The organism is Dysosmobacter sp. Sow4_B12 (genome assembly GCF_052116665.1).
Taxonomy (GTDB): domain Bacteria; phylum Bacillota; class Clostridia; order Oscillospirales; family Oscillospiraceae; genus Oscillibacter.
Genome location: NZ_JBQKKR010000001.1, coordinates 79,988 through 104,131, shown reverse-complemented (window position 1 = coordinate 104,131; position 24,144 = coordinate 79,988). Strand labels below are relative to the sequence as shown.

At 59.2% G+C, this 24,144-nt stretch carries 16 protein-coding genes; 2 read left to right on the top strand and 14 right to left on the bottom strand.

Annotated elements, in window-relative coordinates; translation table 11 throughout:
• Positions 1-4: 4 nt before the first annotated feature.
• Positions 5-514 (bottom strand): flavin reductase family protein, encoded by a 510-nt coding sequence (locus ACTQ4R_RS00530; protein ID WP_441624798.1) that lies wholly within the window; start codon positions 512-514, stop codon positions 5-7.
• A gap of 114 nt (positions 515-628) precedes the next feature.
• The gene (rpmE, locus tag ACTQ4R_RS00525; protein ID WP_021748737.1) at positions 629-832 is read right to left on the bottom strand and encodes a 50S ribosomal protein L31; all 204 of its coding nucleotides are present in this window, start codon (positions 830-832) and stop codon (positions 629-631) included.
• Positions 833-1,055: 223 nt separating this feature from the next.
• Here rpmE and ACTQ4R_RS00520 point away from each other — a divergent pair, with 223 nt between their 5' ends.
• The gene (locus tag ACTQ4R_RS00520; protein ID WP_441624795.1) at positions 1,056-3,008 is read left to right on the top strand and encodes a putative bifunctional diguanylate cyclase/phosphodiesterase; all 1,953 of its coding nucleotides are present in this window, start codon (positions 1,056-1,058) and stop codon (positions 3,006-3,008) included.
• A gap of 34 nt (positions 3,009-3,042) precedes the next feature.
• Here ACTQ4R_RS00520 and addA read toward each other — a convergent pair whose 3' ends face one another.
• Positions 3,043-6,600 carry a helicase-exonuclease AddAB subunit AddA gene (addA, locus tag ACTQ4R_RS00515; RefSeq protein ID WP_441624791.1) on the bottom strand — a complete coding sequence of 1,186 codons (3,558 nt, stop codon included), beginning with the start codon at positions 6,598-6,600 and terminating at the stop codon, positions 3,043-3,045.
• Between the two features lies 1 nt (position 6,601).
• Positions 6,602-9,916, bottom strand: coding sequence for a PD-(D/E)XK nuclease family protein (locus tag ACTQ4R_RS00510; protein WP_441624789.1), 3,315 nt, complete (start codon positions 9,914-9,916; stop codon positions 6,602-6,604).
• A gap of 127 nt (positions 9,917-10,043) precedes the next feature.
• Here ACTQ4R_RS00510 and ACTQ4R_RS00505 point away from each other — a divergent pair, with 127 nt between their 5' ends.
• On the top strand, positions 10,044-10,658 hold the full coding sequence (locus ACTQ4R_RS00505) for a DUF1643 domain-containing protein (RefSeq protein WP_441624787.1): 615 nt from the start codon (positions 10,044-10,046) through the stop codon (positions 10,656-10,658).
• Positions 10,659-10,699: 41 nt separating this feature from the next.
• On the opposite strand, the gene ACTQ4R_RS00500 is transcribed toward ACTQ4R_RS00505, so the two are convergent.
• The 10 genes from ACTQ4R_RS00500 to lon all read right to left on the bottom strand — a co-directional run bounded on the left by ACTQ4R_RS00500 (position 10,700) and on the right by lon (position 24,133).
• Positions 10,700-14,698: a PolC-type DNA polymerase III gene (locus tag ACTQ4R_RS00500; RefSeq protein ID WP_441624785.1), complete on the bottom strand. Its 3,999-nt coding sequence runs from the start codon at positions 14,696-14,698 to the stop codon at positions 10,700-10,702.
• A gap of 80 nt (positions 14,699-14,778) precedes the next feature.
• Positions 14,779-15,816 carry a flavodoxin-dependent (E)-4-hydroxy-3-methylbut-2-enyl-diphosphate synthase gene (gene ispG / locus ACTQ4R_RS00495; RefSeq protein WP_441624783.1) on the bottom strand — a complete coding sequence of 346 codons (1,038 nt, stop codon included), beginning with the start codon at positions 15,814-15,816 and terminating at the stop codon, positions 14,779-14,781.
• A 9-nt stretch (positions 15,817-15,825) separates the two neighbouring features.
• Positions 15,826-16,893, bottom strand: coding sequence for a M50 family metallopeptidase (locus ACTQ4R_RS00490; protein WP_441624781.1), 1,068 nt, complete (start codon positions 16,891-16,893; stop codon positions 15,826-15,828).
• A gap of 15 nt (positions 16,894-16,908) precedes the next feature.
• Positions 16,909-18,051 (bottom strand): 1-deoxy-D-xylulose-5-phosphate reductoisomerase, encoded by a 1,143-nt coding sequence (locus tag ACTQ4R_RS00485; protein WP_441624779.1) that lies wholly within the window; start codon positions 18,049-18,051, stop codon positions 16,909-16,911.
• A gap of 10 nt (positions 18,052-18,061) precedes the next feature.
• On the bottom strand, positions 18,062-18,868 hold the full coding sequence (locus tag ACTQ4R_RS00480) for a phosphatidate cytidylyltransferase (RefSeq protein WP_441624777.1): 807 nt from the start codon (positions 18,866-18,868) through the stop codon (positions 18,062-18,064).
• Positions 18,865-19,614, bottom strand: coding sequence for a polyprenyl diphosphate synthase (uppS, locus tag ACTQ4R_RS00475; RefSeq protein ID WP_441624775.1), 750 nt, complete (start codon positions 19,612-19,614; stop codon positions 18,865-18,867). Before uppS ends, ACTQ4R_RS00480 begins: the two co-directional genes overlap by 4 nt.
• On the bottom strand, positions 19,614-20,171 hold the full coding sequence (frr, locus tag ACTQ4R_RS00470) for a ribosome recycling factor (protein WP_441624773.1): 558 nt from the start codon (positions 20,169-20,171) through the stop codon (positions 19,614-19,616). Before frr ends, uppS begins: the two co-directional genes overlap by 1 nt.
• A gap of 56 nt (positions 20,172-20,227) precedes the next feature.
• A complete protein-coding gene (gene pyrH, locus ACTQ4R_RS00465; RefSeq protein WP_441624771.1) occupies positions 20,228-20,944 on the bottom strand; it encodes a UMP kinase in 717 nt (238 codons plus the stop codon).
• Between the two features lie 155 nt (positions 20,945-21,099).
• Positions 21,100-21,699, bottom strand: coding sequence for a ribosome biogenesis GTP-binding protein YihA/YsxC (gene yihA / locus ACTQ4R_RS00460; RefSeq protein WP_441624770.1), 600 nt, complete (start codon positions 21,697-21,699; stop codon positions 21,100-21,102).
• Between the two features lie 16 nt (positions 21,700-21,715).
• Positions 21,716-24,133 carry an endopeptidase La gene (gene lon / locus ACTQ4R_RS00455; RefSeq protein WP_441624768.1) on the bottom strand — a complete coding sequence of 806 codons (2,418 nt, stop codon included), beginning with the start codon at positions 24,131-24,133 and terminating at the stop codon, positions 21,716-21,718.
• Positions 24,134-24,144 lie beyond the last annotated feature (11 nt).

Here is a 24,144-nt window from a genome sequence, read left to right as displayed (position 1 = left end):
CTCCTTATTTAATATAGGCCTCGACTACTTCGCCGGTATATGCCCGGTGCCAGCCCTGTCCCTCGTAATAGCGCTGAATCTGGGTGCCATCCTTCATGCAGGCAGGTTCCAGGTCCTGGACATACACCTTTTTGCACACCAGCACCCATTCCGCCTCATCGAAGAAGGGCGCATCCCCTGCGCCGTAGCAAAGGGTCAGTCCGCAGGCCTTTACCTTATCCACTTCCCGACCGCTTTTCGTGCCGCAAAGCTGCATGGTAGTCTGCTTGTGGCTGGCGGGCAGAACAGATACGGTGAAATAATCATGAGATTCCATAAATTGGTAAGTATACCGTTCCGGGCGCACATAGACTGTGCATACCGGGATGCTCCACAGGCGGCCAAGCTGGCACCAGCCGATGGTCATGGTGTTGCAGCCGGACTTGTCGCCGGCGGTGAGCAGAGCATTTTGACTTCCAAACACCCGGAAGATCTCCGGTGTGAGACTTTTCAGATCCGCAGCGTGCAGTTTCATGGCGCATGCTCCTTCCCGTGTCATTCAGTTACTGACAGTATATGCGATTTTTCCGGAAATGTAAATAAAAAGGGTCTGCCATTTGGCAGACCCTTTTATGTGACTGTGCCAGACTTACTTGTCCAGACCGAACTTCTTGTTGAACTTGGCAACGCGTCCGCCGGTGTCCACCAGCTTCTGCTTACCCGTGAAGAAGGGGTGACACTTAGAGCAGACTTCCACCTTGATATCCTTCTTGGTAGAACCTGTCTCAATCACATTACCGCAGGCGCAAGTAATAGTAGTCTGCTGATAATTGGGATGGATTCCTTCCTTCATTGCTCTCGTTCACCTCTTTCTTTTCCAGCTTACCTTTCACAAAGGCGTCATTTAGTGTAGCACAGTTATACTGGGATTGCAAGCATTTTCCCAAATATTTTTCCATGAATTTTATATTTTCCGTTTTTTAGAATATTTTTTACAATTTGTAATTTTGTATTGTGCTTCCCCACTTTTTTGATATAATATACTTGATATGTAACCTGGTCAAGGGGATGTTGCCATGGTACGCTGGTCCTTGATGGGAGAATACCTCTCACTGTTGATTATCGGCATCATTTTTATACGCTACTACTGCTATGAAGGCAGCGTGGTCTTTTCTCTTAAGAAAAAAATCTTTTTAGGCTGCCTTCTTTCCGCCGCCGCCTCCATCTTTTTGAATATTCTCACGGTCCTCACTATCTCCAATCCCGGCTGCATCCCGCTGTGGCTGGGCATCCTGCTCAACAGCGGATACTTTGTCGTTGTCGGCGGGGCGTGCACACTATTTGCCCTGTTCATGTTTTTGCTGACGCTGGAGCATGTGTATGACCGGCACTGCATGAAAATGGCCTGTACCGTGCTCCTGGTGCTGTTTTCCTTATATTTGCTGGCCATGGTGGTGAACCTGTTCAACGGATGCCTGTTTTATTACGACGCCGTGGAGCAGTACCAGCGGGGGCCGTTGAACCGCATCGTATTCCTACTGCCCATTATGCAGCTGGTGTTTTTGGGATATTGCTACATCCGCAACCGCAGCAGCGTGGGCACATCCATGGTGTACGTCATGTGGACTATGCCTCCCATCGTTTTGCTGTTGAGCCTGTTTCAAGTATTCTATCCCGATTTTCTCCTCAACGGCACCATCAGCGCTTTTGTGAGTTTGATCCTGTTCCTCAGCTTCCAGACCCACACCGGCGACCGGGACAGCCTCACAGGCATCCGCAACCGCAACAGCTTCATGACGGAGCTGTCCCTTCGGGTACGCAGCCGCCAGCACATCCAGATTCTGGTCGTGTCTTTGCTGTCCTTCTCCGATGTGAACCTGCAGCACGGCCATACCCTAGGCGACGCGGTTTTGTATGAAACCGCCCGGTATCTGGACCAGATGTTCCCCCAGGGACACGCGTTCCGCACGGGAAACGTGACGTTTGCCATTATGCTTCCCTGGCTGGATGATGAGACCGCCCACCAGCATCTTCAGCAGGTGCGGGACCGCTTCCGCTCTCCCTGGGTACTGGGTGAGGTCTCCTGCCATCTGCACTGCTGCATCGCCGACCTGTGCTACGATGGCGGCGATGCCACCGCCATGGAAGTGGTGGAGCAATTGGAATACACCCTGGAACAAGCCAAGGAGGAGCGGGGCATCGTCCGTTTTGACGAAACCATCCGCCTTCAGATGCGCCGTAAGCAGGAGATCATTGACATCATACGCCGCTCTATCCAGGAGCGCCGCTTCCGTGTGTGGTACCAGCCCATCTACTGCTGTCACGACGATATTTTCTGCTCCGCCGAGGCGCTGCTTCGGCTGAACGACTACGAGGGGAAACCCATTCCTCCCGACGTGTTCATCCCCCTGGCGGAGGAGACCGGCATGATCGGTGAGCTTACCTGGATCGTGCTGGAAGAGATCTGCAGGCTTCTCAGCAGCGGCCAGGTGCCTGGGCTGAAAACCGTTTCGCTGAACCTTTCCATGCAGCAGCTGCTGGACCCGGGGTTGGCGGACCGCATCCAACGGTATCTGACGGAATATCAGCTTTCCCCCGACTGCCTAAAGGTGGAGATCACAGAGCGATTCCTGCTCCATGACGCTCTGTACGCCAAGCGGCAGCTGGCTTCTTTGGCAGCCATCGGCATCCAGATCTACATGGACGATTTCGGTACGGGCTATTCCAACCTCTCCAGCGTTCTGGATTACCCCTTCGCCTTTATCAAGCTGGACCGGAGCCTGGTCATCCACGTACCGGAAGACCACCGGGCGGAGCTGATGCTCCGTACCCTGTTGACGCTGTTCCACAGCCTGGGCAAGCGTGTTGTGGTGGAGGGCGTGGAGAGCAAGGCCCTCGCCGACTATCTCAAGCACTGCGGCTCCGATATGATCCAGGGCTTCTACTACGCAGCCCCCATGGCGAAAGAAGAGCTGATCGCTTTCTTTTCCCAGAAAAACCATCCGGAAAACCGCAAAATGGACGCATAAAAAACAAGCCCTAACAGCTGTTAGGGCTTGTTTTTTATAGTTCCACAGCTTCTCCCGCTTCCAGGAAGTACAGAACCCGCCGTGTCACCGGGCGCTCCAGCACCGTGGACAGTGCCCGGCTGTACGCCTCCAATTGGGTCCGGTAGCTTTCCGCCCGGACAAGCACATCCTCGTGCCGGAACACGCGGTCTGTCTTAAAGTCCACCACCGTCAGTCCCTCCGCTGTTTCAAAGCAGCAATCCACCACGCCCTGCAGCAAAACATGATCGCCGGAGGACGCGCCAGGCTCCAGTTCCCGGGCATCCATCAGAAGCGTGAATGGATATTCCCGCAGCACATGGCTCCCTTGACGGATCTCCTCTGCCAAGGGCGATGCCAAAAAACGCTCCATCGCCTCCACATCCACAGCTTCCGCCTGCTCCTGCGTCAAAAGCTGCCGCTGACACAGGCCCAGCACTTGAGCCGGTACATCGGCGCCGTCAAAATCCAGATACTGCAGCACCAGATGGGTGGCCGTGCCTCGTTCCGCCGGCGTCAAGCCCGCCCGCTCCTGCCGGAAACGCGGCTGAGATAAGGGCCGGATATAGGGCACATGGGCAGCGTTTTCCGCAATTTCCTGGTCCAATGCGCGGCCTTTCAGCTGTGTGGCCGTCACCTTGGAGGGAAGGCGGGTCTCCCGGGCATAGGGATAGGAGAATTCCAGCAAAGCAGGATCAAAATTTCCGGTTCTCTCACCGTTTTCCTGCTCCCGGGAGGCTGCAAAGGCCGTACGAAACTCCTCGGCGTTGTGGACGGATACCTGCCAGGGCGCTGTATCGCCGGTATACAAATGCTCCACCTGGACATCCGCCAGCGTCCGGAGCGGCGCAGCCTCCGGGCGGCACAGCAGGGGCAGAAGCAGCCACTCCCCGAAATTCCGGCAGGCGGCCACCGTCTCCGGCAACACCGGACAGGATGCCACCGCCGCCAATTTTTGCAGCCGTCCCTCCGCGAAATACATGGAGTCTACTAAAATCAGCTTCTCCTTTGGCCGGGTCATGGCAACATACAAAATGCGCTGCTCCTCCGCCTGGTTTTCCCTGCGGAGTTTTTCTTGAATGGCCTCCCGGGCCAGCGTGGGATATTTGATTTTCCGTTTTAGGTCCACACGCCTGGGCCCCAGCCCCAGGACAGGATGCACCAGCACCGCCGTGTCAAAGTCCTGGCGGGAAAAGGTGTGGTCCAGGTCTGCCAGAATAACGATGGGAAATTCCAGTCCCTTGGATTTGTGAATACTCATCAGCCGCACGCCGCTGACAGCCGCGGCTCCCTTCGTAACAGGCGCCTGTCCCTGGTCCAGCAGGCGCCGCAGTTGGGTCACAAAAGCGAATAACCCCCGGTAGCCGCTGCTCTCGAATTTCTCCGCATGGCGGCTGAGGGCGATGAGGTTTTCCTTTCTGGCGGCACCGCTGTCCATGGCGCCGAATACGCCCAAAATGTTCAAACGGTTGTACACATGCCAGAGAAAACGGTGGACCCCCATATCCCTGGCTGCCAGACGCAGCTCCTCCAGAGTCTCTAAAAAGGTCCGGCAGTCCGCTCCCCCATCCGCCAGTACGGCGTCGTAAAAGTCACCTGTCGGCGTTTTGGCCCGCAGCTCCGCCAGCCGGTCCGGTGTAAAGCCGAACACAGGAGAGCGCAGAACGGCGATGAGGGGCACATCCTGCCGGGGATTGTCAATGATCTGCAAAAGGCCCAGCATGACGGAAATCTCCATGGTTTGGAAAAAGTCTCCGCTTTCCTCAAAAGAACAGGGGATGTCCCGCTCTGACAAAGCCTGTGCAAAGGCGGCGGTACGGCTGCCGGGAGAGCGCATGAGGATGACGAAATCCTCCGGACGGCAGGGCCGCAGGGTGCCGTCCTCTCCGGTGACGGGATAGCCCTCGTCCAGCAGCTGGCGGATGCGCGATGCCACGAAACGGCTCTCCGCTTGCAGCTTTTTTACCGGCTTCGGGTTTTCAGCCGACCGCTGGGCAGCGCAGATCAGATGAAATTCCGTGTCGCAATCATGGCGCTCCGGGTAATAGGCGGCGCCGAAATGAAGGGCCTCTTCATCTCCATACGCCATGTCTCCCATGTCCACAGACAGGATATTTTCAAAGATAAAGTTTGCGGCATCCAGGATCTCCCGCCGGGAGCGGAAGTTCTTGGACAGGAGGATCTTGCGCTCCTGCCCCGGCTCCGCCTCTTCATAAGAGCGAAAGCGGCCGTACTTTTCCAGGAAAATCGAGGGGTCCGCCAGGCGAAAGCGGTAAATACTCTGCTTGACATCGCCCACCGTGAACAGGTTCTGTCCATCCCGGGAGACTGCCCGGAAAATGGCGTTTTGCACCTCGTTGGTGTCCTGGTACTCGTCCACCATGATCTCTTGATACCGGGCGGCTACCTGCCGCCCCAATTCCGTGGGCTCTCCTCCCTCCGTCACCAGCAGCCGCAGAGCCAAGTGCTCCTGATCGGAAAAGTCAGCCGCGTTCAGCCGCAGCTTTTCCGCCTGGTACGCCCGTCCAAAGGCGGCGGTCAGCCCCAGCAGGGCCGACATGGCAGGTGCCACGGCATTGAGGTCCTCCATGGCCTCCTCCCCGCTGATGTCCAGCAAGCGGTCCAGCTTTTTCAAATCTGCTTTGCAGCTGTCCCAAACCTGCTTCATGGCTACCACATCCGGGTCGTCCTTCCGTCCCCGGGGCGTTGTCAGCCGGGGAAAGACCACAGCGCCGGCAGCGTGCCGGGCATCCTCCCACCGCTCCGCCTGGGCAAGAGCCTTCAGCGTATCCGCGGCCTGGCGGAATTTCACGCCGTAACCACTCTCCAGCGCTGGATCATCCGCCGTTCGCTCCGCCGCCCTGCAAAGCAGCGACACCCAGTGGTCCGCCTTGCGGCGGACGAAGATCAGCAGTTCTCCCGCGTATGGCGTGGTGTCAAAATCGGAGCCGAGGCTGTTCCAGGCCGTTTGATTTTCGGAAAGCCACTGGTCCGGATAGGCATGGCTTTGAAGCTTTTCATGGATCTCCAGCACCAGCTCCGCCAGAGCCCGGTCGTCCCGGCCGGCGCCAAGAGTATCCGCCAGCAAAGCGCCGCCCTCGTCCAGATGGTCGTAAAAGTCCTCCAGCGTCCGCTCCAGCACCCGCTGGCGCACCAGCTGGGCCTCTCCCTCGTCCAGAATGCGGAAATCCGGCGTCAAAGAGAGCTTCTCCCCGGGCCGGGGCAGCAGATGGGTGTTTTCCCGCAGCAGCGCTGTGCAGAAAGCGTCCACGGTTTTAATGTCCGCTTGATACACCCGCAGAAGCTGCCGCTTCAAATGCCCGTCGCCGGGAGACTCCGCCAACCGTTTACTCAGCTCCGAGGCGATTTTGGACCGCAGCTCCGCCGCGGCGGCCTTTGTATAAGTAATGATGAGGAAGTCATCCACATTGCAGTGCTCTTCCGTCACATAGCGGAAAAGCCGCTCCACCAGGACTTTTGTTTTGCCAGAGCCGGCGGCAGCGGATACCAGCAGGGCGCCGCCCCGGTTCTCCACCACAGCCTGCTGCTGGGGTGTCAAGTTCAGTTTTGCCATGTCAGTCGCCCCCCTCCCGGTCCAGCTGGTCCCAGAACTCCTCCTGGGTCACCGGCTGGATGTAATGCAAGTGGTCTCCGTCCCTGCCGTCCTGGAAATGGCACGCGCTGGCCCAGTCGCAGAACTGGCAGTAGCTGTCCTCCTCGCTCCTGCAGCAGGGGTCGGCGTCAATGTTGCCGTCCCGGACCTCCCGGGCGATCTGGTGGAGCAGTTTGTCCACGTACCTCCCCAGCTTGCCAAGCTGTGCCGCGGAGGCGATGCTGCCGGCCACGTTGCCGTCCCGACTCACCCGCAGGGGAAGATACCGGGGCTCCGAGAGGGATTCATGCTCCATGGCTTGGAGCACCGCCGGGTCCGACAGCAGAAGCCCTGAGCGGCGCAGCTGCTTGGACACCTCCCCCGCCAGCTTTTCCGGGGAAATGTTTCGCTCTGCGGACAAGATCTCATCCCGGGCCGGGAGGTACAGCACACCGGCAGGCTCAATGTCCCGGCCAAAGTACCGCTTCCCCTCCTTTTGCAGGGTAAAGAGATAGAGCAGCATTTGGATGTCCAATCCCATGCGGACGGATGCCAGGTCGAAGGCCTTTCTGCCGGATTTATAATCTACCACCCGGAGGTAGAGCTTGTCATCCTTCACCCAGCCGTCCACCCGGTCCACCTTGCCGCCCAGACGCAGCTCCCCGTCCGGCTCCGAAATGACCACGGCAGGCAGCGTCCCGCCGTCGCCAAAGGACAGCTCAAATTCCAGCGGTACGAAGTCAGAGTGGCGCAGCTCCTCCGCCACCTGGTCCACCACGGCGTAGGCAGTGGTACGCAGGCGGGAGAACAGGTATTTGAAGCGGGTGCTGCGGTTTTGGAAATTGCGCAGCTCCTGCTGCACATAGAGGTCGATGTATTTGCGAACCAAGGCGTGAAGGGCGTCCTCCTCCACCTGGGCAAAGCCCCCCAGTGCCAGCACATCCCGGGTCACGTGCTCCAGCAGAAAATGGAGGAAGGTGCCGATTTGCGGCGCGTCAAAGGCCGCCGGCTCCCGCTTTTTAGCCCGCAGGCCATACTCCATGAAATAGGCAAAATGGCAGGAGCGCATCCGCTCCAGCCGGGATGCGGACATGGAGGCCCGTCTGCCATACAGCGCCTGTACCGCCGCGGGAGACAGCGATCCACGCTTCAGCGCCGCCGCCCGGTCCATGGCGGCAAGCTGCGGGCCATATCCACTCAAGCTCTCCAAATAGCACCAAAGCGCCCCGTGCCGTTCCTGGCCCGCGGCCTCCAAGGCGGGGAGAATTGCTGTCAAGCGGTAATCCTTGTCAGCCCTTTCTTTTTCAATCCGCAGCTTTGGAAACAGAGACAGCAGCCGCTCCACCACAAACGCAGGCCGCAGTTCCCCGCCGGATACGTCCGCCACCGGATAACTGACCCAAAGCCCCTTCTCCGGCTGGGCCAGGGCGGCGTAAATGTTTTCCAGTTCCATGCTCATTTGATCCATACCGGAGGGAGACAGCCGGATGCCCCGCTGCGCCAGCTCCTCCCGGTCATCCTCGTTGAGAATGCCGCTGCTTTGGCCCACGGCAGGCAGCACATGGTCATTTGCCCCCAACAGGAACAAGTATTGGACTGCGTGGCGTTCATTGCGGGTGATCTCCGTCACGGACACCTGGTCCAGCGCAACAGGAATCGTACCGATGCTGTATTGGGTCAAAATCTGCCGCAAAAGGCGGGTAAACTCATCCAGTCCGATGGGCTCATCCCCCAGAAGCTCCACAAACTGGTCCAGCACGCCGCATAATAGCTCCCACAGCTGGGCAGTCTCCTCCGCCTCCTGGAGGCGGCCACGCTCCGCCTGCTTGTGCATTTGCTCTTCCAAGGTCTGCTGCAAAGACAGCTCCTCCATAAAGCTGTAAAGTGCATCCACCTTCTCCCGGGCCGTTTGTCCGGCTTTCATTCCTTCTGCCAAGCGGGAAAGGGGCTGGCGCACCCGGCGGCGCAGGTCATTGACCTGTGCCAGCCGCTGCTGGTGCTCTTCTTTCCAGGGCGCTCCATATCCCTCCGGATTGTCTGTCCAGTCCACGTCCCGAAGCCACATCTGGCCGTGGATCTGCCAGCGGATGACGTAATTTTCCAAAATGTCACACTCATCCGGCGTCAGGCCCGCAAGGCCGGTCTTTAGCCAGCGGAACATGTCGTCGTATTCATAGCCGTTTCCGATGGCTTCCAGCACGCCGGTCAATAGAGCCAGCGCCGGCTTTTCCAGAATGTCGCTGCGGCGGCTGAGATAGACAGGAATCCCGTAGCGCTCAAACACAGTCTCGATGGTGCCCTCGTAATCCGCCATGTTCCGGGCGGCAACGGTGATGTCCCGGTAGCGGCACTTCCCTGCCGCCGTTAGGCGCCGGATCTCCGCCGCCGCCTGCTCCACTTCGGAAAACAAGTGATCCGCTTCCACAATGCGAATGGGCAGGTCCTCGTCCCGGTAAGGCAGATTCTCCCCGAAAAAGTACCGCTCCAGATGGGCCAGGGCTCCGGTGCCCTCCCTGCGCAGTGTCTGTACCTCCATGGGACAGCGCTCCTCTTCACAGAGGCGGCGCAGCTGGCCCAGGGTCTTCAGCGACGCTTCAAATATCTCCTCCCGGCTGTCCGGCTCCCCCAGGAGCGTGATCGTGACGGAGCGGGCCTGCCGCAGCAGGACAGACAGCACCCGCCGCTCCTGGCCGTTAAAATAAGTAAAGCCGTCCAGGAACACGTCCTTGCCCAGCGCGTATTCAGACTCTTCCAGGTGGTCCGTCAGCTTGCTCATGCGGTCCCGCCGGTCAAAGCCAGGACGGGACAGGCGGCTTTCATAGGCGCCGTACAGCAGGCTCAAGTCCAAGAGCTTGTCATGGGTCGCACCCTGGATATCCTGCGCCTGGTCGTAGAGGATGCGGGGCGTCACCTCATAGCTGCGCAGCTCGTCAAACAGGTCCAACAGCTGCTGCAAAAAAGACGCCTTTTGGGAAGGACGGCGGTATACCGCCAACTGGGAGGCCACCTCCCCCAGGGCCTTCTGCATGGTCAGCAGCCTTCCGCCGGCATCCAGCGTCACCTGTGCGGCGCCGCCGGTAATCGACAAGACCCGGTCACTGAGCCGCCGGAAGCTCAAAACCTCCCCGTGGCGGCTGGCAGTAGGGCCGCAAACGCGGCACAGGTCCATTTCCGCCTGGTGTGAGGCATGCTCCGGCACCAGCAGGATCTGTCGGCTACTGTCCCCCAGCTCCACCATGCGGCGGAGGACGGCCTCGGATTTTCCGGTTTTTGCCCGGCCCATCAAAACGGTCAGCATGGTGCGTCTCCCTTCGTGAACTGTTTTTGTCATGATACCACATTTTCTGTCCCATTAACAGACCCGGTTGCCTTTTTTCCCCGGCTGTGCTATGCTGAGAAAAATGCCAAAACAGGAGGCGCCGCCTATGCCGCACATTCCACAGGGCACCACGGACCAGTTGACGCTGGAGCTGTTTGAACCGGCTCTCAAGGCCGCTCTGCTGCCCTCCCCCGCTTATGATGTCGCCCGATGGCTGTATGTGCCCAATACATACTCTGAATACCGTTACATCCTGGGCACCCGGGGAAAAAGGCCGCTCATCTGCGTGGGCATCAATCCCTCCACCGCCGCGCCGGACGCCCTGGACCCCACGCTTCAATCCGCCCAGCGCATTGCCCTGGCCAACGGGTATGACAGCTTTTTGATGTTCAACGTCTACGCCCAGCGGGCCACACGGCCGGACGACATGGAGCCCGCCTTGAATCCCGCCCTTCACGCCGAAAACCGCAAAGCCTTCCGGTATCTTCTCTCCCTGTCAGACCAGCCGGCGGTATGGGCCGCCTGGGGCAACATCATCATGAAGCGGGACTATCTCATGGAGTGCATGCGGGACTTTGCGGCGGATGGTCAGGCCGTTGGCGCCAGGTGGTACACCGCCGGTCCCCTGCTGAAATCCGGCCATCCCCACCACCCTTTATATCTCAAGGGTGATACAAAGCTTGTGCCGTTTGATATTGACGCCTATGTAGGCAACACATAAAAAATGTCCGGACCGATGGTCCGGACATTTTTTGTGCGGTGTCAAAACAGCGTGATCTGGCTGGTCTCCGCCATGCCGGCAAAAGCCCCCAATGCCTTCAGCTGCTCAATGTGGGTCTTGGAGAGCTTATTGCAGCACATGGAAAACTCCTCAATGGAAACAAACGTCTTGCCCTTTCGCTTTTCCACCGTGTCGATGGCCGCAGTTTCGCCCAGGCCGTGGACCGCCGTGAAGGGCGGCAGCAGGCCGTTTTCCGTCACCTTGAACTTGGTGGCGTCAGACTCGTAGATATTGATGGTATCAAAGTGGAAGCCCCGGAGATAAAATTCGTAGCACACCTCCAGGGTGGTCATGAGGTCCTTTTCCACAGCGGAGGCATCCTTGTTGTTTTCGATCTCCCGGATCTTTTTCTTCACCGCGTCCTTACCGGCGCAGCAGTACTCCGCGTCAAAGGCCTTGGCCCGGACAGAGAAGAAAGTGGCGTAGAACGCCAGAGGCTCGTGGACCTTGTACCAGGCGATACGGAAAGCCATCATCACATAGGCCACCGCGTGGGCCTTGGGGAACAGGTAGCCGATCTTGGCCAGAGACTCAATATACCAAGCAGGTACATCATGGGCCTCCATGGCCTCCACCCAACCCTCGTCAAAGCCGCCCTTTTTCACCTTGCCTTTACGGACCTTCTCCATGATCTTAAAGCTCATCTTGGGGTCCAGCCCCTTGGAGATGAGGTAGAGCATAATGTCGTCACGGCAGCCCACGGTCTCCAGAACGCTCGCCGTGCCGCTGACGATCAAGTCACGGGCGTTGCCGATCCACACGTCAGTGCCGTGGGAAAAGCCGGAAAGACGCACCAGGGTATTGAAGTCCTTGGGCTGGGTGTCAATGAGCATCTGACGGGTAAAGCGGGTGTTGAACTCCGGAATGGCCACGGCACCGGTGGGGCCCAGCAGGTCGTCGTTTTCATATCCCAGCACCTTGCTGGAGGTGAAAATGGACATGGTGTCCGGATCATCCAGAGGAATGGAGTGGGGGTCTACGCCGGTAAGGTCCTGCATCATACGGACCATGGTGGGATCATCGTGTCCCAGCATGTCCAGCTTCAGAATGTTGGCCTCCATGGAGTGGTATTCAAAATGGGTGGTGATGGTGTCGGAATCATCGGCGTCCGCCGGGTGCTGGACAGGGCAGAAATCCTCCATGTCCTTGTCATCCGGGACTACCACCAGGCCGCCGGGATGTTGGCCGGTGGTGCGGCGGGTGCCGACGCAGCCCAGGGTCAGCCGGTTCTCCTCCGCCCGGCCGGCTACGATTCCGTTTTCCTCCAGGTACTTCTTCACAAAACCGTAGGCAGTCTTTTCCGCCAGGGTGCCAATGGTGCCCGCCCGGAAGACCTGGGTCTCTCCGAACATCTCGATGGCGTGGCGGTGGGCCCGGGCCTGGTACTCACCGGAGAAGTTTAGGTCAATATCCGGCACCTTGCCGCCGCCAAAGCCCAGGAAGGTCTCAAAGGGGATGTCAAAGCCGTCCTTGACGTATTTCGTGCCGCAGACAGGACACACTTTGTCCGGCATGTCGGCGCCGCAGCCATAGGAGCCGTCCAGAATAAATTCGCTGTTTTTGCAGTTGGGACAGCGGTAATGAGGCGGCAGGGAATTCACTTCCGTAATGCCAGACATGTACGCCACCAGGGAGGAGCCCACGGAACCACGGGAACCAACCAGATAGCCGTTTTCCAACGACCGCTGTACCAGCTTTTGGGCGGACATGTACACCACGTCGTATTTTCCCAGGATACCGCCCAGCTCCACATTCAAGCGGTCCACGATGAGCTTGGGAGGGTCCTCGCCGTACAAGCAGTGGACCTTTTCCCACACCAGGCGATTCAAGTCCTCCTCGGAATTTTCCAGCCGGGGCGGAAACAGCTCGCTTGGCAGCAGCTCAAAGGTCTCGATCTGGTCCGCCACCAGCCGGGTGTTGGTGACCACCACCTCATAGGCCTTCTCCTCCCCCAGATAGCTGAATTCTTTCAGCATCTCGTCGGTGGTCTTGAAGTAGATCGGCAGAGGCTCATTGGCGTCCGGGAACTTTTTGGAGGCCAACAGGATATGGCGGTACACCTCATCCTCCGGCTCTTGAAAGTGGACGTCTCCGGTGGCGCAGACGGGCTTGTCCAACTCCTCGCCCAGGCGGACGATGGTGCGGTTGAACTCCCGCAGCTCCTCCTCCGACTGGACGTCGCCGTTGCGCAGCATGAAGGCGTTGTTGCACAGGGGCTGGATCTCCAGATAGTCGTAATAGTCCGCGATACGCTTGAGCTCCTCCCAGTCCTTGTGGTCCGCCACCGCCCGGAAGAGCTCACCTGCCTCACAGGCGGCGCCCACGATAATGCCCTCCCGGTGCTCGTTCAGCAGCGTTTTGGGGATGGTGGGCACACGCTTGAAATATTTTAGGTTGGAGGCGGAGATCATCTGGTACAGGTTCTTGAGTCCCACCTTGTTCCGGGCCAGCAGGATGATGTGCTTGGGGAAGCGGTTGGTCTTACTGCCCAAGGGGCGCAGTTTCTCCATCTCCTTGTTCACCGCCTGGAGGGTGTGGACACCCCGCTCGTGGAGCATCTTCCAAAACGGAATGAGCATGTAGCCCACGGTGGCGGCGTCGTCGCTGGCCCGGTGGTGGTTGAAGGCCGGCAGGTCCAGGTGCTCCGCCACAATGTCCAGCTTGTACTTGCCCAGGTCCGGCAGCAGATTCTGTGCCAGAATAAGGGAGTCCACATAGGTGGGATGAAACTCCAGGCCCACCTTTTTGCAGCCAGCCCGGATGAAGCCAATGTCGAACTCCGCGTTGTGGGCCGCCAGAGGGCGGCCGTTCACAAACTTCAAAAAGTCCGTCAGCGCCTGCTTCAGCTGGGGAGCGTCCTTGAGCATCTCGTCCGTAATGCCGGTGAGTCCGATGATCTCCGGTGTCAGACGGCGGTTGGGATTCACAAAGGTCTGGAACCGCTCGGCAATCTGGCCGTTTTTCAGTACCACGGCGCCGATCTCCGTAATGGCCTCGCGGTCTACCTTCAGTCCGGTGGTCTCAATGTCAAAGCAGACGAACTCATCGTCCAGGCCGCAGTCCTGGCTGCCGTGGACAGCCACCCGGTCATCCAGATTGTTGACGAAATATCCCTCCACACCGTAGAGGAGCTTGATCTTGCCGTCGGCGGCATGCCAGGCGTCCGGGAAGGACTGGGCCACGCCGTGGTCCGTGATGGCAATGGCGGGATGGCCCCAGCGGATGGCCTGCTTGATGACCTTTTTCGTGTCCGTCAGGGCGTCCATGTTGCTCATTTTCGTGTGGAGGTGCAGCTCCACACGCTTTACCGGAGCGGTGTCCTTGCGGCCCTCATGCTGAATGACGTTGATGTGGTATGGATTCAGCTGGATGTCCTTGCCGTCCCAGGTGGGCTCCATCTTTCCCTGCACCAACAGCCACATATCCGGCTTGATGGCGCCGCCGAACTGCTCCGCCTCCTTAGCGGTGAGATTTTTATGGACGGTGACGGAGTTGGTATAGTCCGTCATCTCAAAGGTCAGCCGCCACATGCCGGGCCGGCGGGTCTCCGTGCACTCCGCGGAGAACACCTTGCCACTGACAGTTGCGTTGCCCATTTTCAAATCCAGTGTTTTCATCGGCACCGGCTTCGCCTTGATGGGCTTGCCCAGCAGCACCTTCTCTACCGCGGCGCCGCCGGATTCCTTTCCTCCGCCGCCGGTGGCCACCGCCTGGGGCACTGACGCCCTAGCAGTATCCGGCAGCTTGCAGGTCAAATCAATATCCACCCGGCGGAAGCCATAGACCGCCTGGATCATCTGCTTTAAGTCCTCCAGGTCTTCACCGGACATAGCCGTCCGCACCGTCAGAGACATGGAAATGGACAAGGCGGACTGGTCGATGGCGGCGCCGGTCAGCTCCGCCCCCGCCAGCTTCAGCCGCAGTGCGCCGGACAGCTGCAGCTCCGCGAACATATCAAAAAACGGGATATTTTTTGCCATGGAATTTCCTCTCTCGTCTATGGTCACAGCACGCAGAACAGGGCTGCGGCAATTTTCTCTGCCGCTGCCCTGTTTTACGCTCAAAGCTTCTCGATCTCCGCCATCAGCGCGTCTACAAGCTGCTCCTGGGGCACCTTGTAAAGGACCTTCCCTTTTCGAAACAGCAAGCCTTCGCCCTTGCCGCCGGCAATGCCGATGTCAGCGGCGGAGGCCTCCCCGGGGCCGTTGACGGCGCAGCCCATCACCGCCACGGTGATGTTCTTTTTGCAGTTTGCAAGACGCCGCTCCACTTCCTCCGCGATGGGGATGAGGTCGATGCGGGTACGGCCGCAGGTGGGACAGGCAATGAGGTTGACGCCCTCACGCCGCAGCCCCGCCGCCTTTAAAATTTTATGAGCGGCGTAGATCTCCTCCACCGGGTCCGCCGTCAGCGTCACCCGGATGGTGTCGCCGATACCCATGCACAAAAGGCCGCCGATGCCCATGGCGGATTTCACCATGCCCATGGAGGGCGTCCCCGCCTCCGTCACGCCCAGATGCAGGGGATAATCCGTCTGCTGGCTCAAAAGGGTGTAGGCCTTCATGGTCAATGGCACATCGGAGCACTTCACGGAAATGCAGATGTCGTCAAAATCAAACTTGTTCAGCAGCTTCACATGGCCCATGGCGCTCTCCACCAGGGCCTCCGCCGTGACGCCGCCGTACTTAGCCCGCAGCTCCTTTTCCAGGGAACCGCCGTTGACGCCGATGCGGATGGGGATGTGACGGCTGCGGCACATGTCCGCCACGGCCTTCACATTCTCCTCGCCGCCGATGTTGCCGGGATTGATGCGGATGGCGTCAATGCCCCGTTCCGCGCAGGTCAAGGCGTATTTATAGTTGAAATGGATGTCAGCGATAAGGGGGATGTCGATTTGTTCTTTGATGCGGTCCACCGCTTCCGCCGCGGCCTGGTCCGGGATGGCCACCCGGATGATCTCACAGCCGGCAGCCTCCAACTGCTTGATCTGGGCAACTGTCGCCGCCACATCGTCGGTCTTCGTATTGCACATGGATTGGATGGACACCGGGGCCCCTCCGCCCACGGCCACCTTTCCCACCATCAGTTTCTTTGTCATAACAGCCTCCTACCGGAATATCTGAAAAACGTCCTTTACGGTGATGAGCAGCATGAAGCCCATCAGTACCACGAAGCCAGCTGTGTTGATGGCGGCGGCATATTTGCCGGGCACTTTTTTGCGGAAAAGCGCCATGGACACGGCATCCACCGCCAGGAACAAAATATGTCCGCCGTCCAGGGCGGGAATGGGCAGCAAATTCATCACCGCCAGGTTCACGGCGATCAGAGCCGCGAAATTGAGGATACTCTCCACCGCCTCCCGGGTATTGGCGGAGGTCTCCCCGATCTCCACCATGGAGTGGACGATCTCCACCGGACCGCCTACGTCCTCCACAGAGGCCTGGCCGGTCACCAGCATTTTCAAACTCAGCCGCACCACCCGCACATAGTCGATGGTGTTCAGCCACGCATATTTCAGCCGTGTGCCAACCGTGGCTTCTTCCACGCCGGAAGTGCGGTAAATGCCGTAGCCCCGGTAGCTCTCGCCCTCCATATCCGTGAAATCGGACCATTTCAGACCGTTCAGAAAAACTTTCTCCCCGTCCCGCAGCACCACCAGGTCCAGGCTCTGGCCCCGGCTCAGGCTCATCAACAGGTCCACATCACTGTACAGGTAGACCCGCTCACCGTTGATGGACCAGAACACATCCCCCTCCTCCAGGACGGTGCCGTTGACCGTCTGAAATTCCGGAGCAACGCCTGCGATCTCCGGCACCCGAAAGCCCTGGGCAGTGCTGTACAGCAGTACCAGCAGCAAAAAGCCCGTCAAAAAATTCATGAAGGCACCGGCGGCAAAGATGATGAACTGCTTCCAAAAACCCTGGCGGGACAAGGATCGCTCGTCGTCGGAGTCATCCTCCTCCCCCTCCATGGCGCAGAAGCCGCCGATGGGCAGTACCCGCAGGGAATACTGGGTCTCCCCCACCTCCCGGCTCCAGACCTCCGGCCCCATGCCGATGGAAAATTCGTTGACCCGGACACCGCAGGCCTTGGCCGCCAGAAAATGGCCCAGCTCGTGGACCGCGATCAATACGCCAAATACCAGAACAGCCGCCAGGATATAAACGATCGTCATGCAAAGTCTCCTACATCAAAGGCCCAGCACGCTCCGCCGGGCCGCGGCATCCGCCGCTAAAATCTCCTCCAAAGAGGGGTCCTGTACCACAGGCACTTCCGCCCTGGCCTTGGCCACCAACCGATGGATGTCGTGGAAGCCGACGCGGTCCGCCAAAAACAGTCTCACCGCCTCCTCGTTGGCGCCGTTCAAAATGGCGCAGGCGGTGCCGCCCTCCGTAGCCGCCTCCTCGGCAAGCCGCAGGCAGGGGAACGTCTCCCGGTCCGGCGCCGCGAAGGTCAATGGCGGACAGGTCAGAAGGTCCAAGGGCTCCGCCGGGTTCACCCCCCGGTTGGGATACGTCATGGCGTACCGGATGGGTAGGCGCATATCCGGCGTGCCCAGCTGGGCCAGCACGGCGCCGTCCCGGTACTCCACCAAGGAGTGGACGATGGACTGGCGGTGAATGACCACACTCACCTGCTCCAAGGGCAGGCGGTAAAGCCGCATGGCCTCGATGACCTCCAGGCCCTTGTTCATCAGAGTGGCGCAGTCCACGGTGATCTTGGGACCCATTTTCCAGTTGGGGTGGCGCAAGGCATCTGCCTTGGTCATTTTCCCCACTTCCTCATAGGTCATTCCGTAAAACGGCCCGCCGGAACAGGTCAGGATGAGCCGCTTGATCTCCCCGCGGTCGGCGCAGCCCTGGACGCACTGGAAAATGGCGGAGTGTTCGCTGTCCACCGGCACGATCTCCGCACCCCAGCGGTCTGCCGCGTCCATCACCAGCTGCCCGGCGCAGACCAGGGTCTCCTTGTTGGCCAGGGCGATGCGCTTTTTCGCCTCGATGGCGGCAAGGGTAGGCTTCAAGCCCACCATGCCCACCACGGCGGTGACCACCGTATCGGCTTCCTCCGCCGTAGCGGCCTCCGTCAAGGCGTCAAAGCCCCCCAGGACTTTCGTTTCCGTGTCCGCCAGGCGGACAGCCAAATCCCGGGCCGCGCTTTCGTCCGTCATGACCGCCAGACGGGGGCGGAACTGTCTCGCCTGGGCCTCCATCCGCTCCACGCTGGCGTTTGCCGTCAGAGCTGCCACCCGCAGCCCCATCTGCTCCGCCACGTCCAGGGTCTGGCGGCCAATGGAGCCGGTGGAGCCTAAAATTGAAATCGTCTTACTCATATTACGCATCTTATTTCACAAAGCTTAAAATGATCTCAATAACGGGCGTCACGAACAGTACGCTGTCGAACCGGTCCAGGACGCCGCCATGGGCCAGGAACAAGTGCCCGTAGTCCTTGATGCCAAACTCCCGCTTGATGAGAGAAAAGCTCAAGTCGCCCACTTGGGCCACGACGCCGCAGGCGAGAGCCAAGACAGCCATGGAGCCGTAGCCAATGCTTCCGCCAAACCAGCGGTCCATCACAAAGGCGAAGAGCAGGCCGCACAGCAGATTGCCAAGCAACCCTCCGATGGAACCCTCAATGCTCTTTTTGGGACTGACCTTGGGCGCCAGCTTGTGTTTACCGAAGGCCATTCCGGCAAAGTAGGCGAAGGTGTCGCAGGCAAAGCTGAGGATAAAGGGCAGCAACAGATACGCCCGGTGGAGGCCGGACGATTCCAGCCGCAGAAAGGCGGAGAAGGAATACGGAATGAACATCACGGCAAAGATTCCCGCCAGGACTTGAACGAACTTCACCTCGCCGGCCTTCACAATCGCGTAGATAAAAGCAGTCACCACATAGATGGTCCACCAAACCACAATATAACTCGGGCGGTCATAATACCATTCTACGGAGAATATTGCAGAAATCATTGTCCATGATAGGAGAAAACTCGTTTTATCCAAGCCAACGCACTGCATCAGCTCGTGTGCCGCAATGCCCGCCAGCAGCGCCAGCGCCGCCATCATCACAATGGACGGCGCCCACAGCACCACCCACACCAACACCGGCACACCGATGACGGCTACCAGGACACGGGACTTGAATGAGCTCATTTCTTCACGCCTCCAAACCGCCGGTCTCTTGCATGGTAGGCCGCGATGGCCTTATCCAGCTCCGCCTCGTCAAAGTCCGGCCACAGTACATCCGTGAAATAAAACTCCGAATAAGCGCACTGCCACAGTAGGAAGTTACTGAGCCGCAGCTCGCCGCTGGGGCGGATGATAAGCTCCGGGTCCGGGATGCCCCGGGAATCCAGATAGGAGGAGAACATGGCGTCGTCCAGCTCCTCCGGCTTCTTCTCCCCTGCCGCGCAGTCGGCGGCGAACTGCCGCACCGCCCGCAGGATCTCGTCCCTGCCGCCGTAGTTCAGGCACACGTTGGCCTGGAAATCTCCCTCCGGCAGGTGGGCAGATATCTCATCCGTCTCGTGGGCCAACGCCCGCAGCTCCGGGGAGATGGGCGTCATGTCGCCGAAAAAGTGGAGGCGGATGTGGTCTTTTTCCATGGTATCCACTGCTTCCAGCAGATACTTTTTCAAAAGGCCCATGATGGCCGACACCTCGCCCTCGGAACGCTTCCAGTTTTCCGTGGAGAAAGCGTACACTGTCAAATACTGCACGCCGATGTTCTTGCAGTAGGTGGCAATGCGGCGGAAGGTCTCCGCTCCCGCCTTGTGGCCGGCGGTACGGGGCAGGCCCCGCTTCTGGGCCCAGCGGCCGTTGCCGTCCATAATAATCGCAATATGGCGAGGCGGGTCTATGGCCCGCCCCGCCGTATTGGTTTTCAAAATGTCAGCCATCAGACCGCCATCAGTTCCTTTTCTTTTTTCGCCAGGAGCTCATCCAGTTTCTTGCAGCTGTCATCGGTCAGCTTCTGGAGGTCCTTTTCCGCCTGCTTCAGCTCATCCTCGGTGATCTCGGACTTCTTCTCCTGCTTCTTGAAATTTTCCATGGCGTCCCGGCGGATGTTGCGGACGGCCACCTTGCCGGCCTCTGCATACTTATGGATCTGCTTCACCAGCTCCTTACGGCGCTCCTCCGTCAGTTGGGGGAAGCTCAAGCGGATGCAGCGGCCGTCGTTCTGGGGATTGATGCCCAGATCGGAGTTCTGGATGGCCTTTTCAATGGATTTCAGCGCCTTCCCGTCCCAGGGGGAGATGACCAGAGCCCGGGGGTCGGGAGAAGAGATGGCGGCGATCTGCTGGATGGGGGTGGGGCTGCCATAGTAGTCCACCATGATCCGGTCCAGAACAGCGGCGTTGGCGCGGCCGGCACGGACGGAGGCAAAGTCAGCGGCCACAGAGTCGATGCTCTTTCTCATTTTTTCTTCGTAAACCTTGTATTCGTCTTTCAGCATAATGGGGTCCTTCCTTTCACATTCATTCTGTTATGGGAGGCGCTCACGCGCGAAAATCACTCTTTGACGATGGTGCCCACATTCTCGCCGCACAGGGCCCGGATGATGTTGCGGGGGTCCTTCAAGGCGAACAGCAGGACAGGAATATGGTTGTCCATGGAGAGGGATGTGGCGGTGGTGTCCATGACCATCAAATGCTGGGCCAGGACTTCGTCGTAGCTGATGGTGTCGTACTTCACGGCGGTGGGGTCCTTCACAGGGTCGGCACTGTACACGCCGTCCACGTTCTTGGCAAGCAGAATGACGTCGGCGTTGATCTCCGCCGCCCGCAGCACGGCAGCCGTATCCGTGGAGAAATAGGGGTTTCCCGTGCCGGCTCCGAAGATGACCACTCTGCCCTCCTCCAGATGCCGGATAGCGCGGCCACGAATGTAAGGCTCGGCGATGGCCCGCATCTCAATGGCGGTCTGGACCCGGACGGGGATGCCCTTCTGCTCGCACACATCCGCCACAGCCAAACAGTTCATGACAGTTGCCAGCATGCCCATGTGGTCGGCACGTGTGCGCTCCATTTTGCCGCCGCTGTTCTTGGCGCCCCGCCAGAAGTTGCCGCCGCCGACTACCAGACCCACCTGAACACCCATGTCCAGGCACTCCTTAATGACGTCGCAGACACTGCTGATCATCTCAAAATCAAGGCCGGTGCCCTTGCCGCCGGCCAGCGCCTCGCCGCTGATCTTCAGCAGCACGCGCTTATAAACAGGTTTTGCCATTTCAAACCCTCCATGCAATTTTATAGCGATTCTATTTTAGCGTATTTTTCCGGTTTTGCATAGGGGGTCCACTAAAGTTTTTCCCGAAATCTCCCCGTCCCAGGTCTGCCCTTCCGGGAAGAAGAAAAAAGGAACGGCGCGAGCCGTTCCCTTTTTTACGTTTCCCCGCAGGCCTTGTTCAAAAGGCCGATGAGTTCCTCCTTGCCCACACCCTTTTCGGCGGAGAAAGGCACCAGAATATCCCCCTCCGTCAGCTCCAGCGTCTCCCGGATGAGGGACAGGGCAGGCTCTACCTGGCTTTTTTTCAGCTTATCCAGCTTGTTGGCCACCACGATCTCCGGACAGCCTGTCTGGCGGAACCAGTCGTGCATGACCCGGTCATTCTCCGTAGGCTTGTGGCGGATGTCCACGATGAGGACGCCGGCGGTGATGGCGTCGGCCCCCTCCTGGAAGTAGCTCTCCATCAGTCGACCCCAGCGCGCCTTTTCCGCCTGGCTGACCTTGGCGTAGCCATAGCCGGGCAGGTCCACCAGATAGGCTTTTCCATCGATGAGGAAATAGTTGATCTGGGTGGTCTTTCCCGGAGAAGCACCCACATAGGCCAAGTTCTTCCGGTTCACCAGCCGGTTGATAACGGAGGATTTACCCACGTTGGAACGCCCCGCGAAAGCGAACTGAGGCAGGCCGTCCCGTAAGAAGCCATCCCGGGCGCCGGCGGAACGGGCAAACTCCGCTTTGTTAAAATTCAAAGACATGTATAGGAATTCTCCTTTACTGCCGCAAGGCGGTATCGTTAGAGGTCTCCCGGGCAACGGCGGCAAAGGCCGCCGCGGCAGGCTCCTCCCGGTAGGCCGGGGAAGACTCCGGGCACAGGGCGGCGGCAAACACCTCGTCCACCGTGGCTACCGGCACGAACCGCAGGGCGGCTCTTACTGTCTGGTCGATCTCCTCCAAGTCCCGGACATTGTCCACAGGGATGAGGACGGTGCCAATGCCATTGCGCAGGGCTGCCATGGTCTTTTCTTTCAAACCGCCGATGGGCAGCACCCGGCCACGCAGCGTTACCTCGCCCGTCATGGCTACACCAGCCTTGACCTTCCGCCCCGTCAAGGCGGACAGCATGGCCGTGGTCACGGCAATGCCGGCGGAGGGGCCGTCCTTGGGCACAGCGCCCTCGGGGAAATGTACGTGGATGTCCTTGGTCTTATAAAAGTCCGCCTCGATACCCAATGTCGCGGCCCGGCTGCGCAGGCAGCTGAGAGCGGCCTGTGCGGATTCCTTCATGACATCTCCCAGATTGCCGGTAAGCTCCAGCTTGCCGGAGCCCTCCATGACATTGACCTCCACTTCCAGAATCTCTCCGCCGGCCTCCGTCCAGGCCAAGCCGTTCACCACGCCGACTTCCTCCTTTTCCGTGTGGAGGGCAGGCGGGAACGGCTGGCAGTCCAGAAGCTTCGGAAGTTCTTTTTCTGTGATGGTGACACGCTTTACAGTCCCTGTCAACAAACGCATATCAGCTTTTCGGCAGATGGCAGCCAAACGCCGCTCCAGCTGACGGACGCCGGACTCCCGGGTATAGTCCCGGATAACAGCGCGCAGCACATCGTCCCCCACCCGGAGGGCACCTTTCTTGATGCCGTGCTCCTCCATCTGCTTGGGCAGCAGGTGGCGGCGGGCGATTTGGAGCTTTTCCTCATCGGTATAGCTGGAAAGCTGGATGACCTCCATGCGATCCAGAAGAGGTCTGGGAATGGTCTCCGTGGTGTTGGCAGTGGTGATGAACATGACCTTGCTGAGGTCCACCGGAAGCTCCAGGTAGTGGTCCCGGAAGGCGTAATTCTGCTCACTGTCCAGCACCTCCAACAAAGCGGAAGCGGGATTGCCCCGGTAGTCGTTGCCCAACTTGTCGATCTCGTCCAGCAGCAGCAGAGGATTCATGGAGCCGCTGCGGCTGATGGCCTCGATGATGCGGCCGGGCATGGAACCGATGTACGTTTTCCGGTGGCCGCGGATATCCGCCTCGTCCCGGACGCCACCCAGAGAGAGGCGGGCCAGCTTGCGGTTCAAAGCCTTTGCAACAGAAATGGCGATGGAGGTCTTACCCACGCCGGGAGGGCCCACCAGACAAATGATCTGTCCTTTCCCCTCCGGATTCATCTGCCGGACGGCGATGGTCTCCAGAATGCGCTCTTTCACTTTTTCAAGGCCGAAATGGTCCTTTTCCAGGACCTTTCTGGCAGCGTCCACACTGACGCGCTCCTTAGTTTCCGTATTCCAGGGTATTTCCAAGCATACATCCAAATAGTTTCGGATAACGCCGCTCTCCGCGCTACCGAAGGGCTGCTTGGCAAGCTTATTGACCTCTTTCATCAAGTGCTTGGTGGCATCCTCGTCCAGCTGCAGAGCCTGGATGCGGTCCCGGTAGCTCTGGATCTCGTCATCGGGGTCATCCCCCTCACCCAGTTCGTTCTGCAGGACTCGGATCTGGGTCCGCAAAATCTGCTCCCGCTGGGACTGGGCCAGCTGCTCCCGAACCTTCCCCTCCATCTCATGCTCAAAGCCCAGGACATTATTTTCCCGGGCCAGGAAGGCGTTCAGCTTCCGAAGACGGATAAAGGGGGCCGGCTCCTCCAGGATCTCCTGCTTGTCCGTGTAACGCAGGGCAGTGTTCTGAGCAATGTAGTCCGCCAGATACCCGGGATCCCGGCAATCCATAACGGTGGTCAGTACCTCCTCTGGCAGGCTTCCGGCTTGCTGGGCATAGTCGTTGAAGAGGTTATATGTCTGCCGCAGCAGCGCTTCCGTCCGGGGGCTGGCCCCCATGGCCGCGCTGGTGGGTTCCTCCTCCAGCAGGGCCACATTGGCCTGGAGGAAGGGCTCCGTCTGCCACAGGCGCCGCAGGTGGGCCCGTTGGCGGCCCTCCACCATTACACGGACAGAGGTGGCAGACAGCCGCAGAATCTGCACAATGTGTGATACAGTGCCCACAGCGTACAGGTCCGTTTCCCCCGGCATGTTAACGCCGATCTCCCGCTGGGTCACCAAGAAGATGTCCTGGTCCCCCTCCATGGCCCGTTCCAGGGCCGCGATGGAAATACGACGCTCCACATCGAAGGTCAAGCTCATATGGGGAAAAACCGTCAAGCCCCGAAGAGCCAGAACGGGAATATTCAATGTAGTGGGTTCCATGGGATAATCCC

Coding starts and splice junctions, on each gene's coding strand:
- yihA (WP_441624770.1), bottom strand. CDS start 21,699: ATGTCTTTGAATTTTAACAAAGCGGAGTTTGCCCGTTCCGCCGGCGCC.
- pyrH (WP_441624771.1), bottom strand. CDS start 20,944: ATGGCAAAACCTGTTTATAAGCGCGTGCTGCTGAAGATCAGCGGCGAG.
- lon (WP_441624768.1), bottom strand. CDS start 24,133: ATGGAACCCACTACATTGAATATTCCCGTTCTGGCTCTTCGGGGCTTG.
- ACTQ4R_RS00500 (WP_441624785.1), bottom strand. CDS start 14,698: ATGGCAAAAAATATCCCGTTTTTTGATATGTTCGCGGAGCTGCAGCTG.
- addA (WP_441624791.1), bottom strand. CDS start 6,600: ATGGCAAAACTGAACTTGACACCCCAGCAGCAGGCTGTGGTGGAGAAC.
- ACTQ4R_RS00520 (WP_441624795.1), top strand. CDS start 1,056: ATGGTACGCTGGTCCTTGATGGGAGAATACCTCTCACTGTTGATTATC.
- rpmE (WP_021748737.1), bottom strand. CDS start 832: ATGAAGGAAGGAATCCATCCCAATTATCAGCAGACTACTATTACTTGC.
- ACTQ4R_RS00530 (WP_441624798.1), bottom strand. CDS start 514: ATGAAACTGCACGCTGCGGATCTGAAAAGTCTCACACCGGAGATCTTC.
- ACTQ4R_RS00510 (WP_441624789.1), bottom strand. CDS start 9,916: ATGCTGACCGTTTTGATGGGCCGGGCAAAAACCGGAAAATCCGAGGCC.
- ACTQ4R_RS00485 (WP_441624779.1), bottom strand. CDS start 18,051: ATGAGTAAGACGATTTCAATTTTAGGCTCCACCGGCTCCATTGGCCGC.
- uppS (WP_441624775.1), bottom strand. CDS start 19,614: ATGGCTGACATTTTGAAAACCAATACGGCGGGGCGGGCCATAGACCCG.
- ACTQ4R_RS00480 (WP_441624777.1), bottom strand. CDS start 18,868: ATGAGCTCATTCAAGTCCCGTGTCCTGGTAGCCGTCATCGGTGTGCCG.
- ispG (WP_441624783.1), bottom strand. CDS start 15,816: ATGACAAAGAAACTGATGGTGGGAAAGGTGGCCGTGGGCGGAGGGGCC.
- frr (WP_441624773.1), bottom strand. CDS start 20,171: ATGCTGAAAGACGAATACAAGGTTTACGAAGAAAAAATGAGAAAGAGC.
- ACTQ4R_RS00505 (WP_441624787.1), top strand. CDS start 10,044: ATGCCGCACATTCCACAGGGCACCACGGACCAGTTGACGCTGGAGCTG.
- ACTQ4R_RS00490 (WP_441624781.1), bottom strand. CDS start 16,893: ATGACGATCGTTTATATCCTGGCGGCTGTTCTGGTATTTGGCGTATTG.